Origin of the sequence: Streptomyces sp. CB02056 (genome assembly GCF_001905545.1) — a bacterium.
Taxonomy (GTDB): Bacteria; Actinomycetota; Actinomycetes; order Streptomycetales; family Streptomycetaceae; genus Kitasatospora.
Genome location: NZ_LIPD01000008.1, coordinates 262,053 through 277,396, shown reverse-complemented (window position 1 = coordinate 277,396; position 15,344 = coordinate 262,053). Strand labels below are relative to the sequence as shown.

Annotated in this window: 9 protein-coding genes and 1 tRNA gene; 9 read left to right on the top strand and 1 reads right to left on the bottom strand. The window is 70.5% G+C overall.

The features are described 5' to 3' along the window. The first annotated feature begins 133 nt into the window (after positions 1 to 133). From rplJ to AMK13_RS23490, 9 genes are all read left to right on the top strand, one after another. On the top strand, positions 134 to 697 hold the full coding sequence (rplJ, locus tag AMK13_RS23530; RefSeq protein WP_045693068.1) for a 50S ribosomal protein L10: 564 nt from the start codon (positions 134 to 136) through the stop codon (positions 695 to 697). 85 nt (positions 698 to 782) lie between these two features. Beyond that, positions 783 to 1,166, top strand: a complete 384-nt coding sequence (gene rplL, locus AMK13_RS23525) for a 50S ribosomal protein L7/L12 (RefSeq protein ID WP_198959424.1) — start codon at positions 783 to 785, stop codon at positions 1,164 to 1,166. A gap of 699 nt (positions 1,167 to 1,865) precedes the next feature. Then, positions 1,866 to 5,342 (top strand): DNA-directed RNA polymerase subunit beta, encoded by a 3,477-nt coding sequence (gene rpoB / locus AMK13_RS23520; protein WP_074003975.1) that lies wholly within the window; start codon positions 1,866 to 1,868, stop codon positions 5,340 to 5,342. A 98-nt stretch (positions 5,343 to 5,440) separates the two neighbouring features. Further along, entirely contained in the window at positions 5,441 to 9,334 is a 3,894-nt protein-coding gene (locus tag AMK13_RS23515; RefSeq protein WP_074003974.1) for a DNA-directed RNA polymerase subunit beta', read from the top strand. Between the two features lie 190 nt (positions 9,335 to 9,524). After that, positions 9,525 to 9,598, top strand: a tRNA-Met gene (locus AMK13_RS23510). A 130-nt stretch (positions 9,599 to 9,728) separates the two neighbouring features. Then, positions 9,729 to 10,469: an SIR2 family NAD-dependent protein deacylase gene (locus tag AMK13_RS23505; RefSeq protein ID WP_049651978.1), complete on the top strand. Its 741-nt coding sequence runs from the start codon at positions 9,729 to 9,731 to the stop codon at positions 10,467 to 10,469. A 90-nt stretch (positions 10,470 to 10,559) separates the two neighbouring features. Beyond that, positions 10,560 to 11,774, top strand: a complete 1,215-nt coding sequence (locus tag AMK13_RS23500; RefSeq protein ID WP_074003973.1) for a cytochrome P450 — start codon at positions 10,560 to 10,562, stop codon at positions 11,772 to 11,774. After that, complete coding sequence (locus AMK13_RS23495) at positions 11,771 to 12,793, top strand: ADP-ribosylglycohydrolase family protein (protein ID WP_380717753.1); 1,023 nt, start codon at positions 11,771 to 11,773, stop codon at positions 12,791 to 12,793. The genes AMK13_RS23500 and AMK13_RS23495 overlap by 4 nt, the downstream gene beginning before the upstream one ends. Positions 12,794 to 12,840: 47 nt before the next feature. Continuing rightward, a complete protein-coding gene (locus AMK13_RS23490) occupies positions 12,841 to 14,160 on the top strand; it encodes a serpin family protein (RefSeq protein WP_074003971.1) in 1,320 nt (439 codons plus the stop codon). A 36-nt stretch (positions 14,161 to 14,196) separates the two neighbouring features. Here the strand turns inward: AMK13_RS23490 and AMK13_RS23485 are convergent, their stop codons facing one another. Then, the gene (locus AMK13_RS23485) at positions 14,197 to 15,309 is read right to left on the bottom strand and encodes an ADP-ribosylglycohydrolase family protein (RefSeq protein WP_049660394.1); all 1,113 of its coding nucleotides are present in this window, start codon (positions 15,307 to 15,309) and stop codon (positions 14,197 to 14,199) included. Positions 15,310 to 15,344 lie beyond the last annotated feature (35 nt).

Genomic DNA, 15,344 nt, shown 5'->3' with positions numbered 1-15,344 from the left:
GCCCCGTGCGCCTGCGCACCGGGGCTCATTGCGTTTTCGCAGGAGCTTTCCTTCCCTCCAGTCGGTCCACGGCGACCCAGGTCGACTTTTGCGGTCGGCCCGACTTCGACATCACGGAAGGAGGCGTAAGCCTATGGCCAGGCCCGACAAGGCTGCCGCCGTCGCCGAGATCACGGACAAGTTCCGTGGCTCCTCCGCGGCGCTGCTGACCGAGTACCGCGGTCTCTCGGTGAAGCAGGTCAAGACCCTGCGTCGCTCGCTCGGCGACAACGCCGAGTACGCCGTGGTGAAGAACACGCTGACCAAGATTGCGGCCAATGAGGTCGGGATCACGGAGCTCGACGACCTGTTCAACGGTCCGACGGCTGTCGCCTTCGTCACCGGTGACCCGGTGGAGTCGGCGAAGGCTCTGCGTGACTTCGCCAAGGAGAACCCCGCTCTCATCATCAAGGGCGGTGTCCTTGACGGTAAGGCGCTGTCCGCCGATGAGATCAAGAAGCTCGCGGACCTCGAGTCCCGCGAGGTGCTGCTCGCCAAGCTGGCGGGTGCCCTGAAGGCCAAGCAGTCCCAGGCTGCCGCGCTCTTCCAGGCCCTGCCGTCGAAGCTCGTCCGCACTGTGGACGCGCTGCGCGACAAGGTCGAGCAGGGCGGTGCCGGTACGCCGGCTCCCGCCGCCGAGGACGCGGCCGCCGAGTAATTCGGCAGGCTCACGCCTCGCTGCGGGCCCGTGCCCGCCCAACCCGTACATACGGCACCACCTGCCGATTTAGTGGAAGGACGCCATCATGGCGAAGCTGACCCAGGACGAGCTGCTCGCGCAGTTCGAGGAGCTCACCCTCATCGAGCTCGCTGCCTTCGTGAAGGCCTTCGAGGAGAAGTTCGACGTCACCGCTGCCGCCCCGGTCGCCGTTGCCGCCGCCGGTGGCCCGGCCGCCGTTGAGGCCGTCGAGGAGCAGGACGAGTTCGACGTCATCCTCGATGGTGCCGGCGACAAGAAGATCCAGGTCATCAAGGAGGTGCGCACCCTGACCTCCCTCGGCCTGAAGGAGGCCAAGGACCTCGTTGACACCGCTGGTGCCAAGGTCCTGGAGAAGGTTGCCAAGGACGTTGCCGAGAAGGCCAAGGCTGCCCTCGAGGGTGCCGGCGCCAAGGTCACCGTCAAGTGACTTCTCGCCCCCTCTGAGGGGGCCTGAAGCCGGGCCGATCACCCTTGCGGGTGGTCGGCCCGGCTTTTTCGCGTTCCCGGGCCCCTGGGCCGGGCGCGGGGCCCCGTTCCGCCGCCCCCGGCCGGCCCGGTCCACCGGTGTGGCCGAACGCCCACTCGGCACCGTCGGTGCCGGACGGTATGGTGATCACCGTCGTCGAGGGCGGCCCCACCACGGCTTCTGTAACGCCGAGGGGGTCGCGGTCGATAGACCGGTCGAGGCCCGCACCGTCGGCGGGCCCTTGACGAACCCGGCGGGGCGCGCGATTCTCAAGGCGCGAGTCCGCCCGGTTGGTCCGCTACTGGATGCATAACCAGTGGCTCCGGCGGGAAATGACTCCACGTGAGTTAGAGCAGTACCCGGTGGGCGTCCGCGCTCGCCGGCTACCGGGAGGAGTCTCCGATTCGGTCTCCGAATCAGAGCTGGACAGCAGTGTGGCCATTGGCTACACTGTCCCTTTGCGCTGCCTGTTAGCTGCTCCGTGACTCGTCGCCCGGAGTTTGCGTTGCCCTGAAGGGGTCTGGCATCGCCTCCGCAAAGCGGCTCTGACCTGGGACTTCGATCCCGGCGGAGGCCAGTGGCGAGGAGGCGGGACCAAGCCCGTGAAGGCCCGGCTGGTACGCGCGTAGTGAGCTCCGAGCCCTCGGAAGGACCCCCCTCTTGGCCGCGCCGCGCAACGCCTCGAACAATTCCGCCGCATCCACCGCCCCGCTCCGCGTCTCGTTCGCGAAGATCAAGGAGCCCCTCGAGGTCCCCAACCTCCTGGCCCTGCAGACCGAGAGCTTTGACTGGCTGCTCGGCAACGCGGCCTGGAAGTCCCGGGTCGAGGCGGCCCTGGAGAGTGGTCAGGACGTCCCCACGAAGTCCGGTCTGGAGGAGATCTTCGAGGAGATCTCCCCGATCGAGGACTTCAGCGGGTCGATGTCGCTGACCTTCCGCGACCACCGTTTCGAGCCGCCGAAGAACTCCATTGACGAGTGCAAGGACCGCGACTTCACGTTCGCGGCCCCGCTCTTCGTCACCGCCGAGTTCACCAACAACGAGACCGGTGAGATCAAGTCTCAGACGGTCTTCATGGGCGACTTCCCGCTCATGACCCACAAGGGCACGTTCGTGATCAACGGCACCGAGCGTGTCGTCGTGTCGCAGCTGGTCCGCTCCCCGGGTGTGTACTTCGACTCCACCCTGGACAAGGTGTCCGACAAGGACATCTACTCCTGCAAGGTCATCCCCTCGCGTGGTGCCTGGCTGGAGATGGAGATCGACAAGCGCGACATGGTCGGCGTCCGCATCGACCGCAAGCGCAAGCAGTCCGTCACCGTGCTGCTCAAGGCGCTCGGCTGGACCAACGAGATGATTCTCGAGGAGTTCGGCGAGTACGAGTCGATGCGCGCCACCCTGGAGAAGGACCACACCCAGGGCCAGGACGACGCGCTGCTGGACATCTACCGCAAGCTGCGCCCGGGCGAGCCGCCCACGCGCGAGGCCGCGCAGACGCTTCTGGAGAACCTCTACTTCAACCCGAAGCGCTACGACCTCGCGAAGGTCGGCCGTTACAAGGTCAACCGCAAGCTGGGCAACGCCGAGTCGCTGGACTCCGGCGTGCTCACCGAGCCCGACATCATCGGTGCGATCAAGTACCTGGTGAAGCTGCACGCGGGCGAGACCGAGTGGCGTGACGACGAGGGCCGCGACATCGTGGTCGAGGTCGACGACATCGACCACTTCGGCAACCGCCGCCTGCGCAACGTCGGCGAGCTCATCCAGAACCAGGTCCGTACGGGTCTCGCCCGTATGGAGCGCGTCGTGCGCGAGCGCATGACCACCCAGGACGTCGAGGCGATCACGCCGCAGACCCTGATCAACATCCGGCCGGTCGTCGCCTCCATCAAGGAGTTCTTCGGCACCAGCCAGCTGTCGCAGTTCATGGACCAGACGAACCCGCTGTCGGGCCTGACCCACAAGCGTCGTCTGTCCGCGCTCGGCCCCGGCGGTCTCTCCCGTGAGCGCGCCGGCTTCGAGGTCCGTGACGTGCACCCCTCGCACTACGGCCGCATGTGTCCGATCGAGACGCCCGAAGGCCCGAACATCGGTCTGATCGGCTCGCTGGCCTCGTACGGCCGGGTCAACGCGTTCGGCTTCATCGAGACGCCGTACCGCAAGGTCGTCGACGGTGTGGTCACCGAGAAGGTCGACTACCTGACGGCCGACGAGGAGGACCGCTACGTCATCGCCCAGGCGAACGCCCCGCTGACCGCGGACCTGCACTTCGCCGAGCCGCGTGTCCTGGTCCGCCGCCGTGGCGGCGAGATCGACTACATCCCGGGCTCCGAGATCGACTACATGGACGTCTCGCCGCGCCAGATGGTGTCGGTCGCGACCGCCATGATCCCGTTCCTCGAGCACGACGACGCCAACCGCGCGCTCATGGGCTCGAACATGATGCGCCAGGCGGTGCCGCTGCTGAAGAGCGAGGCCCCGCTGGTCGGTACCGGCATGGAGTACCGCTGCGCCGTCGACGCCGCGGACGTCATCACCGCCGAGAAGGCCGGTGTCGTCCAGGAGGTCTCGGCCGACTACGTCACCGTGGCCAACGACGACGGCACGTACACCACGTACCGCGCCGCCAAGTTCACCCGCTCCAACCAGGGCACCGCCTTCAACCAGAAGGTGCTCGTGGACGAGGGCGCCCGGGTCGAGGTCAACCAGGTGCTGGCCGACGGCCCGTGCACCGACGAGGGCGAGATGGCCCTCGGCAAGAACCTGCTCGTGGCGTTCATGTCGTGGGAGGGTCACAACTACGAGGACGCGATCATCCTGTCGCAGCGCCTCGTGCAGGACGACGTCCTCTCCTCGATCCACATCGAGGAGCACGAGGTCGACGCCCGTGACACCAAGCTCGGCCCCGAGGAGATCACCCGGGACATCCCGAACGTCTCCGAGGAGGTCCTGGCCGACCTCGACGAGCGCGGCATCATCCGCATCGGCGCCGACGTCGTCACCGGCGACATCCTGGTCGGCAAGGTCACGCCCAAGGGCGAGACCGAGCTGACCCCGGAGGAGCGCCTGCTCCGCGCGATCTTCGGCGAGAAGGCCCGTGAGGTCCGCGACACCTCGCTGAAGGTGCCGCACGGTGAGTCCGGCAAGGTCATCGGCGTCCGCGTCTTCGACCGCGAAGAGGGCGACGAGCTGCCCCCGGGCGTCAACCAGCTGGTCCGCGTCTACGTGGCCCAGAAGCGCAAGATCACCAACGGTGACAAGCTCGCCGGCCGTCACGGCAACAAGGGCGTCATCTCGAAGATCCTGCCGGTCGAGGACATGCCGTTCCTGGAGGACGGCACCCCGGTCGACATCATCCTCAACCCGCTGGGTGTCCCGTCCCGAATGAACCCGGGACAGGTCCTGGAGATCCACCTCGGGTGGCTCGCCAAGCAGGGCTGGGACGTCTCCGGCCTCGCCGACGAGTGGGCCCAGCGCCTCCAGGCGATCGGCGCCGACACGGTCGAGGGCGGCACCAACCTCGCCACCCCGGTCTTCGACGGCGCCCGCGAGGACGAGATCACCGGCCTGCTGGACAACACCACCCTCACCCGTGACGGTGAGCGCCTGGTGAACTCCACCGGCAAGGCCCGGCTGTTCGACGGCCGCTCCGGCGAGCCGTTCCCGATGCCGGTCTCGGTCGGCTACATGTACATCCTCAAGCTGCACCACCTGGTCGACGACAAGCTGCACGCCCGCTCGACCGGTCCGTACTCGATGATCACCCAGCAGCCGCTCGGTGGTAAGGCGCAGTTCGGTGGTCAGCGCTTCGGTGAGATGGAGGTGTGGGCCCTCGAGGCGTACGGCGCCGCCTACGCGCTCCAGGAGCTGCTCACCATCAAGTCCGACGACGTCCTCGGCCGCGTGAAGGTCTACGAGGCCATCGTCAAGGGCGAGAACATCCCCGAGCCCGGCATTCCCGAGTCCTTCAAGGTCCTCATCAAGGAAATGCAGTCGCTCTGCCTCAACGTGGAGGTGCTGTCCTCGGACGGCCAGTCCATCGAGATGCGGGACTCCGACGAGGACGTGTTCCGCGCCGCCGAGGAGCTCGGCATCGACCTGTCCCGGCGCGAGCCCAGCAGCGTCGAAGAGGTCTGACGGAGGTTGGGCCGGCCGCAGCAGCGGCCGGCCCGCCCCCAGGCCCCCCTCAGACCACATGAACGACTCTCGACTTACGAAAGAGGGCTTGACGACCAGTGCTTGACGTCAACTTCTTCGACGAGCTCCGCATCGGCCTGGCCACCGCCGACGACATCCGCCAGTGGTCGCACGGCGAGGTCAAGAAGCCGGAGACCATCAACTACCGCACCCTGAAGCCGGAAAAGGACGGGCTCTTCTGCGAGAAGATCTTCGGCCCCACCCGGGACTGGGAGTGCTACTGCGGTAAGTACAAGCGCGTCCGCTTCAAGGGCATCATCTGCGAGCGCTGCGGCGTCGAGGTGACCCGCGCCAAGGTGCGCCGTGAGCGGATGGGCCACATCGAGCTGGCCGCCCCGGTCACCCACATCTGGTACTTCAAGGGCGTGCCGTCCCGCCTGGGCTACCTGCTGGACCTGGCGCCGAAGGACCTCGAGAAGGTCATCTACTTCGCCGCCTACATGATCACCTGGGTCGACGACGAGCGCCGCCAGCGCGACCTGCCGTCCCTGGAGGCGCACGTCTCGGTCGAGCGCCAGCAGATCGAGAACCGCCGCGACTCCGACCTCGAGGCCCGCGCCAAGAAGGCCGAGACCGACCTGGCCGAGCTGGAGGCCGAGGGCGCCAAGGCCGACGTGCGCCGCAAGGTGCGCGAGGGCGCCGAGCGCGAGATGAAGCAGCTGCGCGACCGCGCGCAGCGCGAGCTCGACCGCCTCGACGAGGTGTGGGCCCGCTTCAAGAACCTCAAGGTCCAGGACCTCGAGGGCGACGAGCTGCTCTACCGCGAGCTGCGCGACCGCTTCGGCACCTACTTCTCCGGCTCGATGGGCGCGGCGGCCCTCAAGGACCGCCTCGAGACCTTCGACCTGGCGGAGGAGTCCGAGCGCCTGCGCGAGATCATCCGCACCGGCAAGGGCCAGAAGAAGACCCGTGCGCTCAAGCGCCTCAAGGTCGTCTCCGCGTTCCTGCAGACCACCAACAAGCCCAACGGCATGGTGCTGGACTGCGTCCCGGTCATCCCGCCGGACCTGCGTCCGATGGTGCAGCTGGACGGTGGCCGCTTCGCGACCTCCGACCTGAACGACCTGTACCGCCGCGTCATCAACCGCAACAACCGCCTGAAGCGCCTGCTCGACCTCGGTGCCCCCGAGATCATCGTGAACAACGAGAAGCGCATGCTCCAGGAGGCCGTCGACGCGCTGTTCGACAACGGCCGCCGCGGCCGTCCGGTCACCGGCCCGGGCAACCGCCCGCTGAAGTCCCTCAGCGACATGCTGAAGGGCAAGCAGGGTCGTTTCCGTCAGAACCTCCTCGGCAAGCGAGTCGACTACTCGGCCCGTTCGGTCATCGTCGTCGGCCCGCAGCTCAAGCTGCACCAGTGCGGTCTGCCGAAGGCCATGGCGCTGGAGCTCTTCAAGCCGTTCGTGATGAAGCGCCTGGTGGACCTGAACCACGCGCAGAACATCAAGTCGGCCAAGCGCATGGTCGAGCGCGCCCGTCCGGTCGTGTGGGACGTCCTCGAAGAGGTCATCGCCGAGCACCCGGTCCTGCTGAACCGTGCGCCCACCCTGCACCGCCTCGGCATCCAGGCCTTCGAGCCGCAGCTGGTCGAGGGCAAGGCCATCCAGATCCACCCGCTCGTCTGCACCGCGTTCAACGCGGACTTCGACGGTGACCAGATGGCCGTCCACCTGCCGCTCTCCGCGGAGGCGCAGGCCGAGGCCCGCATCCTGATGCTGTCCTCGAACAACATCCTGAAGCCGGCCGACGGTCGCCCCGTCACCATGCCGACCCAGGACATGGTGCTCGGTCTGTTCTTCCTGACCTCGGACCGCGACAACGTGAAGGGCGCCGGCCGCACCTTCTCGTCGACCGCCGAGGCGATCATGGCCTTCGACGCCCGCGACCTGGACGTCCAGGCCCCGATCGAGCTGCGCCTGCCGGCCGGCACCGTCCCGCCGCGCGGCTGGACCCCGCCGGTGGACGAGGAGGGCCAGTCCGGCTGGTTCGACGGCGAGCCGTTCCGCCTGACCACCACCCTGGGCCGCGCGCTCTTCAACGAGCTGCTGCCCGAGGACTACCCGTTCGTCGACTACGAGGTGGGCAAGAAGCAGCTCTCCGCGATCGTCAACGACCTGGCGGAGCGCTACCCCAAGGTCGTCGTCGCGGCGACGCTGGACAACCTGAAGGCGGCCGGCTTCCACTGGTCGACCCGCTCGGGTGTCACCGTCTCGATCTCGGACGTCGTCGTCCCGCCGAACAAGCCCCAGATCCTGGAGGGCTACGAGGCGAAGGCGGAGAAGGTCCAGCGTCAGTACGAGCGCGGCCTGATCACCAACGACGAGCGCAAGCAGGAGCTCATCGGCATCTGGACCCAGGCGACCAACGAGGTCGCCGAGGCCATGAACGAGAACTTCCCGAAGACGAACCCCATCTTCATGATGGTCGACTCGGGTGCTCGTGGAAACATGATGCAGATGCGCCAGATCGCCGGTATGCGTGGTCTGGTGTCGAACGCCAAGAACGAGACCATCCCGCGACCCATCAAGGCGTCGTTCCGTGAGGGTCTGTCCGTGCTGGAGTACTTCATCTCCACCCACGGTGCCCGTAAGGGTCTGGCCGACACCGCCCTCCGTACCGCCGACTCCGGCTACCTCACCCGTCGTCTGGTCGACGTCTCCCAGGACGTCATCATTCGCGAGGAGGACTGCGGCACCGAGCGCGGCCTGAAGCTGGCGATCGGCTCCGTGGGCCCGGACGGCGTGCTGCGCAAGGCCGACGACGTCGAGACCAGCGTCTACGCCCGCATGCTGGCCGAGGACATCACGGTGGACGGCAAGCTCCTCGCCACCGCCAACACGGACCTCGGCGACGTCCTGATCGACGAGCTGATCCGCCACGGCATCGGCGAGGTCAAGACCCGCTCGATCCTGACCTGTGAGTCGGCCGTCGGCACCTGCGCCATGTGCTACGGGCGCTCGCTGGCCACCGGCAAGCTGGTCGACATCGGTGAGGCGGTCGGCATCATCGCCGCCCAGTCCATCGGTGAGCCCGGTACCCAGCTGACCATGCGTACCTTCCACACCGGTGGTGTGGCCGGTGACGACATCACCCAGGGTCTGCCGCGTGTCGTCGAGCTCTTCGAGGCCCGTACCCCCAAGGGTGTGGCCCCGATCTCGGAGGCGCAGGGCCGGGTCCGCATCGAGGACACCGAGAAGACCCGCAAGCTGGTCGTCACCCCGGACGACGGCAGCGACGAGATCGCCTACCCGGTCTCGAAGCGCGTGAAGCTGCTGGTCAGCGAGGGCGAGGCGGTCGAGGTCGGCCAGAAGCTGACCATGGGTGCCACCAACCCGCACGACGTCCTGCGCATCATGGGCCAGCGTGCCGTCCAGGTCCACCTGGTCGCCGAGGTCCAGAAGGTCTACAACTCGCAGGGTGTGTCGATCCACGACAAGCACATCGAGATCATCATCCGGCAGATGCTCCGCCGCGTGACGATCATCGAGTCGGGCGACGCCGAGCTGCTGCCCGGCGAGCTGGTCGAGCGCGGTCGCTTCGAGCAGGAGAACCGCCGCGTCGTCGCCGAGGGCGGTCACCCCGCCTCCGGCCGTCCGCAGCTGATGGGTATCACCAAGGCCTCGCTGGCCACCGAGTCCTGGCTGTCGGCCGCCTCCTTCCAGGAGACGACCCGGGTCCTCACCGACGCGGCGATCCACGCCAAGTCGGACCCGCTGCTGGGCCTCAAGGAGAACGTCATCCTCGGTAAGCTCATCCCGGCCGGTACGGGTCTGCCCCGCTACCGCAACATCCGGGTCGAGCCGACCGAGGAGGCCAAGGCCGCGATGTACTCGGCCGTCGGCTACGACGACTACGACCTGTCGCCCTTCGGCGCCGGCTCCGGCCAGGCGGTCCCGCTGGACGACTACGACTACGGCCCGTACACCGGCTGAGTCGCGCGTCACTGACGCAGGGCGGTCACCCCTCACGGGGTGGCCGCCCTGCGGCGTTCCCGGGGGCCGTCAGGGGCCTTCGGGGCGGGCCGGGCAGCCGGACCCGCCGGGGGCGGCGGGGAGCCTTCAGGGGGCGGACGGAAGCCGATTAGGTCATTCGGCGGAAGTCGCGTAGAGTCGTGTTTACCGACGCGGGGTGGAGCAGCTCGGTAGCTCGCTGGGCTCATAACCCAGAGGTCGCAGGTTCAAATCCTGTCCCCGCTACAAAGAAGAAGGGCCCGGAGGCATCAAGCCTCCGGGCCCTTCGGCGTTTCCCGGGCCGGGGCGTTCGCGGGGCCGGCGCCCCCGGAATTTCGGTGGCCGGGGCCGGGCCGCCGCCCGTACCGTCCGGGGTATGAACGCGAAGCGTCCCCTGATCGCCGTGCTCACCGGCGCGGGCATCTCGACGGACTCCGGCATCCCCGACTACCGCGGCCCGCAGGGCCTGTGGCAGAAGGACCCGTCGGCCGAGGAGCTGGTCACCATCGGGCCGTACCGGGACGATCCGCAGGTGCGCCGGCGGGCCTGGCGGATGCGGCTGGAGACGGGCGCACTGGCCGCCGAGCCGAACGCCGGGCACCGGGCGCTGGTCGACCTGGAGCGCTCCGGTCTGCCGCTGCGGGTGCTCACCCAGAACATCGACGGGCTGCACCAGAAGTCCGGGCTGCCCGCCCGCAAGGTGCTCGAACTGCACGGCACGGCCCGGGAGACGCAGTGCCTGCGCTGCCGGGTGGTCGGGCCGATGGCGGAGGCGCTGGCGCGGGTCGAGGCGGGGGAGCCGGACCCGGCGTGCCGGGCCTGCGGGGGGATCCTGAAGCCGCGCGTGGTGATGTTCGGCGAGAACCTCGACCCGGAGGTGCTCGGGCAGGCCGACGCGATCGTTCGGGCCTGCGACGTGTTCATCGCGGTCGGCACCAGCCTCCAGGTGTTCCCGGTGGCGGCGCTGCCGCTCGACGCGGTGAGGAGCGGGGCGGAGCTGATCATCGTGAACGGCGAGCCGACGCCGTACGACGGGGCCGCGGCCGAGGTGATCCGGGAGCCGATCTCCCAGGCGCTCCCGGAGCTGGTGCGCCGACTTGTCCTGGAGCGGGCCTGAGCAGGGGCCGGAAGGGTCATATTCCCGGACGTACCGCGTGCGTACGATGATCCTTCCGGCTTCCCCCCTCTGGCCTGGAGTGATCGACCGATGACGACGACGGCGAAGTTCGACCCCTGGTCGGCGGCGTTCGTGGCCCACCCGTACGACGCGTACGCCGAGCTGCGCGAGCACGCGCCGGTGACGTACTTCGAGCCGACGAACCAGTGGCTCGTCTCCCGCCACGAGGACGTCAGCGCCCTGCTGCGCGACCGCCGGCTGGGCCGCACCTACACCCACCGCTTCAGCCACGCGGAGTTCGGCCGCCCCGAGCCCGACCCGGCGCACGAGCCCTTCCACACCCTCAACGACAACGGGCTGCTGGACCTGGAGGCCCCCGACCACACCCGGATCCGCCGGCTGGTCTCCAAGGCCTTCACCCCGCGCATGGTCGAGGGCCTGCGCCCCACCGTGCGGCGGCTGGCCGGCGAGCTGGTCGACGAGCTGCTCGCGGCTGGCGGCGGCGACCTGATCGCCACCGTCGCCGAGCCGCTGCCGGTCGCCGTGATCGCCGAGATGCTCGGCGTGCCGGAGGGCGACCGGCACCTGCTGCGGCCGTGGTCCGCCGACATCACCGGGATGTTCGAGCTCAACCCCGGCGAGGAGGCCGCCCGCCGGGCCGTCACCGCCAGCACCGAGTTCTCCGACTACCTGCGCACCCTGATCCGCGAGCGCCGGGCGGCCCCGGGCTCGGACCTGATCAGCGCGCTGATCCAGGCCCAGGAGGGCTCCGACGCGCTCAGCGAGCAGGAGATGATCTCCACCTGCGTGCTGCTGCTCAACGCCGGCCACGAGGCGACCGTCAACACCACCGGCAACGGCTGGTGGGCGCTGTTCCGCAACCCCGGGGAGCTCGCCCGGCTGCGCGGCTCGGTGGACGAACTGCTGCCCACCGCCGTCGAGGAACTGATGCGCTGGGACACCCCGCTGCAGATGTTCGAGCGCTGGGTGCTGGAGGACATCGAGGTGGGCGGCGTCACCGTCCCGCGCGGCGCCGAGATCGCCCTGCTCTTCGGCTCCGCCAACCGCGACCCCGAGCGCTTCGTCGACCCGGACCGCCTCGACCTCGGCCGCACCGACAACCCGCACATCACCTTCGGCGCCGGAATCCACTTCTGTCTCGGCGCCCCGCTTGCCAGACTGGAGCTCACCGAGTCCTACGGCACCCTGCTGCGGCGGGCGCCGGGCCTGCGGCTGGTCCGCGAGCCCGAGTGGAACCCGGGCTACGTGATCCGGGGGCTCAAGGAGCTGCTGGTCGAGGTCTGACGACTGAGGGGGAGAGGGCCGTGGGCAAGGCGACAGGGGCGCTGCTGGGGCTGGCGATCGGGGACGCGCTGGGCCACCGCACCGAGTTCGACGAGATCGAGCACATCGCCCAGTACTGCGAGGACTGGCGGCAACTGCCCTTGCCCAAGCCCGCGTTGGTCACCGACGACACCCAGATGACCCTCGCCCTCGGCCGCGGCCTGCGCACCGCCCTGGCGCGCGGGCCGCTCACCCCCCTCCGGCTGGTGCGGCCCGTCCGCGAGGAGTTCGTCGACTGGTGGCGCTCCCCGCAGAACAACCGCGCCCCCGGCATGACCTGCCTGCGCGCCTGCGAGCGGCTCAGCCACGACGAGAAGCGCTGGCAGCAGGCCAGCGACGTCGGCTCCAAGGGCTGCGGCGCCAACATGCGGGTCGCCCCGATCGGGCTGATCCGCGAGCTGGACGCCCGGCAGCTCTCCGGCGCCGCCCAGCTGCAGTCCGCGCTCACCCACGGCCACCCGACCGCGCTCGCCGCCGGCGACCTCACCGCGTACGCCGTCCGCAAGCTGGCCGAGGGCGTCCCGCCCGCCGGGCTGCCGGCGGTGCTGCGGGCGTACGCGCTGGCGAGCCGCGAGCGCTACGACGAGTTCTGGCTCGGCGACCTCGCCGACCGCTGGTACGGCAGCTCCCCGCAGGCCGTCATCGCCCGCGGCTGGGACGACTGCCTCACGGTGCTCGACCAGCTGGAGGCCGCCCTCGCCGCCCCCGACGTCGAGGCCGACCCCTGCCTGGCCACCGGCGAGGGCTGGGTCGCCGAGGAGGCCTTCGGCACCGGCCTGCTCTGCTTCCTGCTGCTGCCCGACGACCCGGTCGCCGCCGTCCGGAGGGCCGCCTACTCCAGCGGCGACTCCGACTCCCTCGCCTGCCTGGCCGGCGCCTTCGCGGGCGCCCACCACGGCGAGGCGGCCTGGCCGGCCGACTGGGTGGAGCGGATCGAGCACCGGGACGAACTGCTGGAGCTCGGGGCGCTCTGGGACTGACGCCGTACGGGCCGGAACCCGATCCGGGGGCGGCGCGTCGAAGGGCCATGACGAACCGCAGCACCGGAACCCGTCGCACTCTCCGCCGCCCGGCGGCGCTGCTCCTCGCGGCCGCGCTCGCCACGCCGCTGCTCGCCGGCTGCGGCGGCACCGGAGCCGCCGCACCCGTGGAGCTCCGGGCGGCCGCGCCCGCGAGCCGCCCGGCCGTCGACCCGGCGCAGGTGGCCGCCACCGCGGCCGCCACCGACGCCTTCGGCCTCGACCTCCTGCACGCCCTGACCGCCCAGCCGGACGCCGCCGGCGGCAACCTCGTGGTCTCGCCGTCCGGCCTGGCCACCCTGCTCGCGATGCTGCTGCCCGGCGCCCGCGGCGCCACCGCCGGGGAACTGGCCAAGGCCCTGCACACCGAGCTCGACCCGCGGCAGTACGCGCTCGCCACCGGCGCGCTGAACCGGCCGGTCCCGGCCACCGACCGGCTCACCCTGCGCCGCAGCGACGACCTCTGGACGCAGCAGGGCCTGGCCGTCGAGCCGGGCTACCTGGCCGACCTGGCCGCCGCCTTCGACACCGGCGTGCACCAGGCCGACTTCGCCAAGGACCCGGACGGGGCCCGCAAGACCGTCAACGCGGCCGTGGAGAAGGCCACCGACGGCCGGATCAAGGACCTGTTCGGCCGGGACGCGATCACCCCGAGCACCCGGCTGGTGCTCACCGACGCGCTCTACCTGAAGGCCCGGTGGGCCGCCGCCTTCAAGCCCTCGCACACCGCCGACCGCCCGTTCCACAAGCTCGACGGCTCCACCCCGGCCGTCCCCACGATGGCGCAGACCGGGGAGTTCAAGTACGCCGACGGCTCCGGCGGGATCCTCGGCGAGCCCTGGCAGGCCGTCGAGCTGCCGTACGCGGACGGCGGACTGGTGATGGACCTGATCGTCCCCGCGCAGGGCGGCTTCGCCGCCTTCGCCAAGGGCCTGGACCAGCCCCAGCTCGACCGCGTCCTCGGCGCCCTCGCCGAGCGGCCGGTCGACCTCCGGCTGCCGCGCTTCCGCTTCGGCACCTCGAAGGAGCTCACCCCCGCGCTGCGCTCGCTCGGCGTCTCCTCGGCCTTCGACAAGGCCGATCTCACCGGCATCGCCAAGGAGCCGCTGGTCGTCGGCACGGTGGTGCAGAAGGCCACCGTCGAGGTCGACGAGGAGGGGACGGTCGCGGCGGCCGGCAGCGGTGCCGGGGTCGAGGCGGCGGCGGCGCCGAACGCCGACCGGCCGGTCCAGCTGTACCTGGACCGGCCGTTCCTGTTCCTGATCCGGGACGCCCGGGGCGGGGCGCCGCTGTTCCTCGGCCAGGTCACCGACCCGCTGGCGAAGTAGCCGACGGGCCGGGGCGGCGTCCGAGGGGCCGCGGGCTCACCAGGCCGGGTAGCGCCCGCCGAGCGCCGGGTGCCGGGGGTCGCGGCTGCCGAACAGCACCAGCAGGTCGTCCGCGACCTGCCGCAGCTCCGCCCGGCCCTCGACCGCCCCGGCCCACTCGGCGGGCAGCGCCGCGGCGCCGTACGCCGCCCCGACCAGGTTGCCGCAGACCGCGCCGGTCGAGTCGCTGTCCCCGGAGTGGTTCACCGACAGCAGCAGCGCGGTGCGCACCGGGTCGGGGTCCAGGGTGGCCGCCAGCAGCGAGTACACGGCGATGGCCAGGCACTCCTCGGCGATCCAGCCGAGCCCGACCCGCTCCACCGTCTCCGCCGCGGGCTCGGCCTCCTGGGCCAGCCGCACCGCCCGGGCCAGCGCCTGGACGGTCTCCTTGGAGCTCGGCAGCTCGCGGATCTGCTCCACCGTCTCGCCGACCGCCGCCCACGGCTCGGTGCCGTGGGCGAGCCGCTCGACCAGCGCCGCGAAGGCGCCCGCCGCGAGGTAGCCGGTCGGGTGGCCGTGGGTGAGCTGGGCGCACTGCACCGCCAGCCCGAAGGACTGCTCGACGCCCAGCCGGGCCAGCCCGAACGGCGCCGAGCGCATCACCGTGCCGCAGCCCTTGGAACCCGGGTTGATCGGCCCGGTCAGCCCGATCGCGGACGGCGCCTCGAACACCGGGTGCTCGGACACCCCGCTCAGGCAGGCGTTGCCCGGCGCCCGCCGCGCGTACAGGAAGGGCCGGCTCAGCAGCCAGCCGTCGTACGGGCGGGGCTGCGGCCCGGTGTCCGGCGCGTCCTGGAACTGGGTGCGCAGCCAGCGCCGGTAGGCGCCGTGCACGGCCTCCGGCACCGAGCCGCCGCCGCCCGTCCAGCCGCGGACGAAGCCGCGGATCAGGCCCTCGGCGGTGAACAGCGTCATCTGGGTGTCGTCGGTGACCTCGACCGGCCCGGACCCGGCCGGCAGTGTGGTCACGCCCTGCGGCCCGTACCGGTCCTGGATCTGGTGGAGCTGCTGGAACTCCACCGGCCAGCCCAGCGCGTCGCCGATCGCTCCGCCGAGCAGCGTTCCGCGCACCCGGTCCCGGTACCCCGACTCCGCCGCCGGTTCCGTCACGTCGAGCCCCCCTTTGTTCGTGGCGGACTACGTTC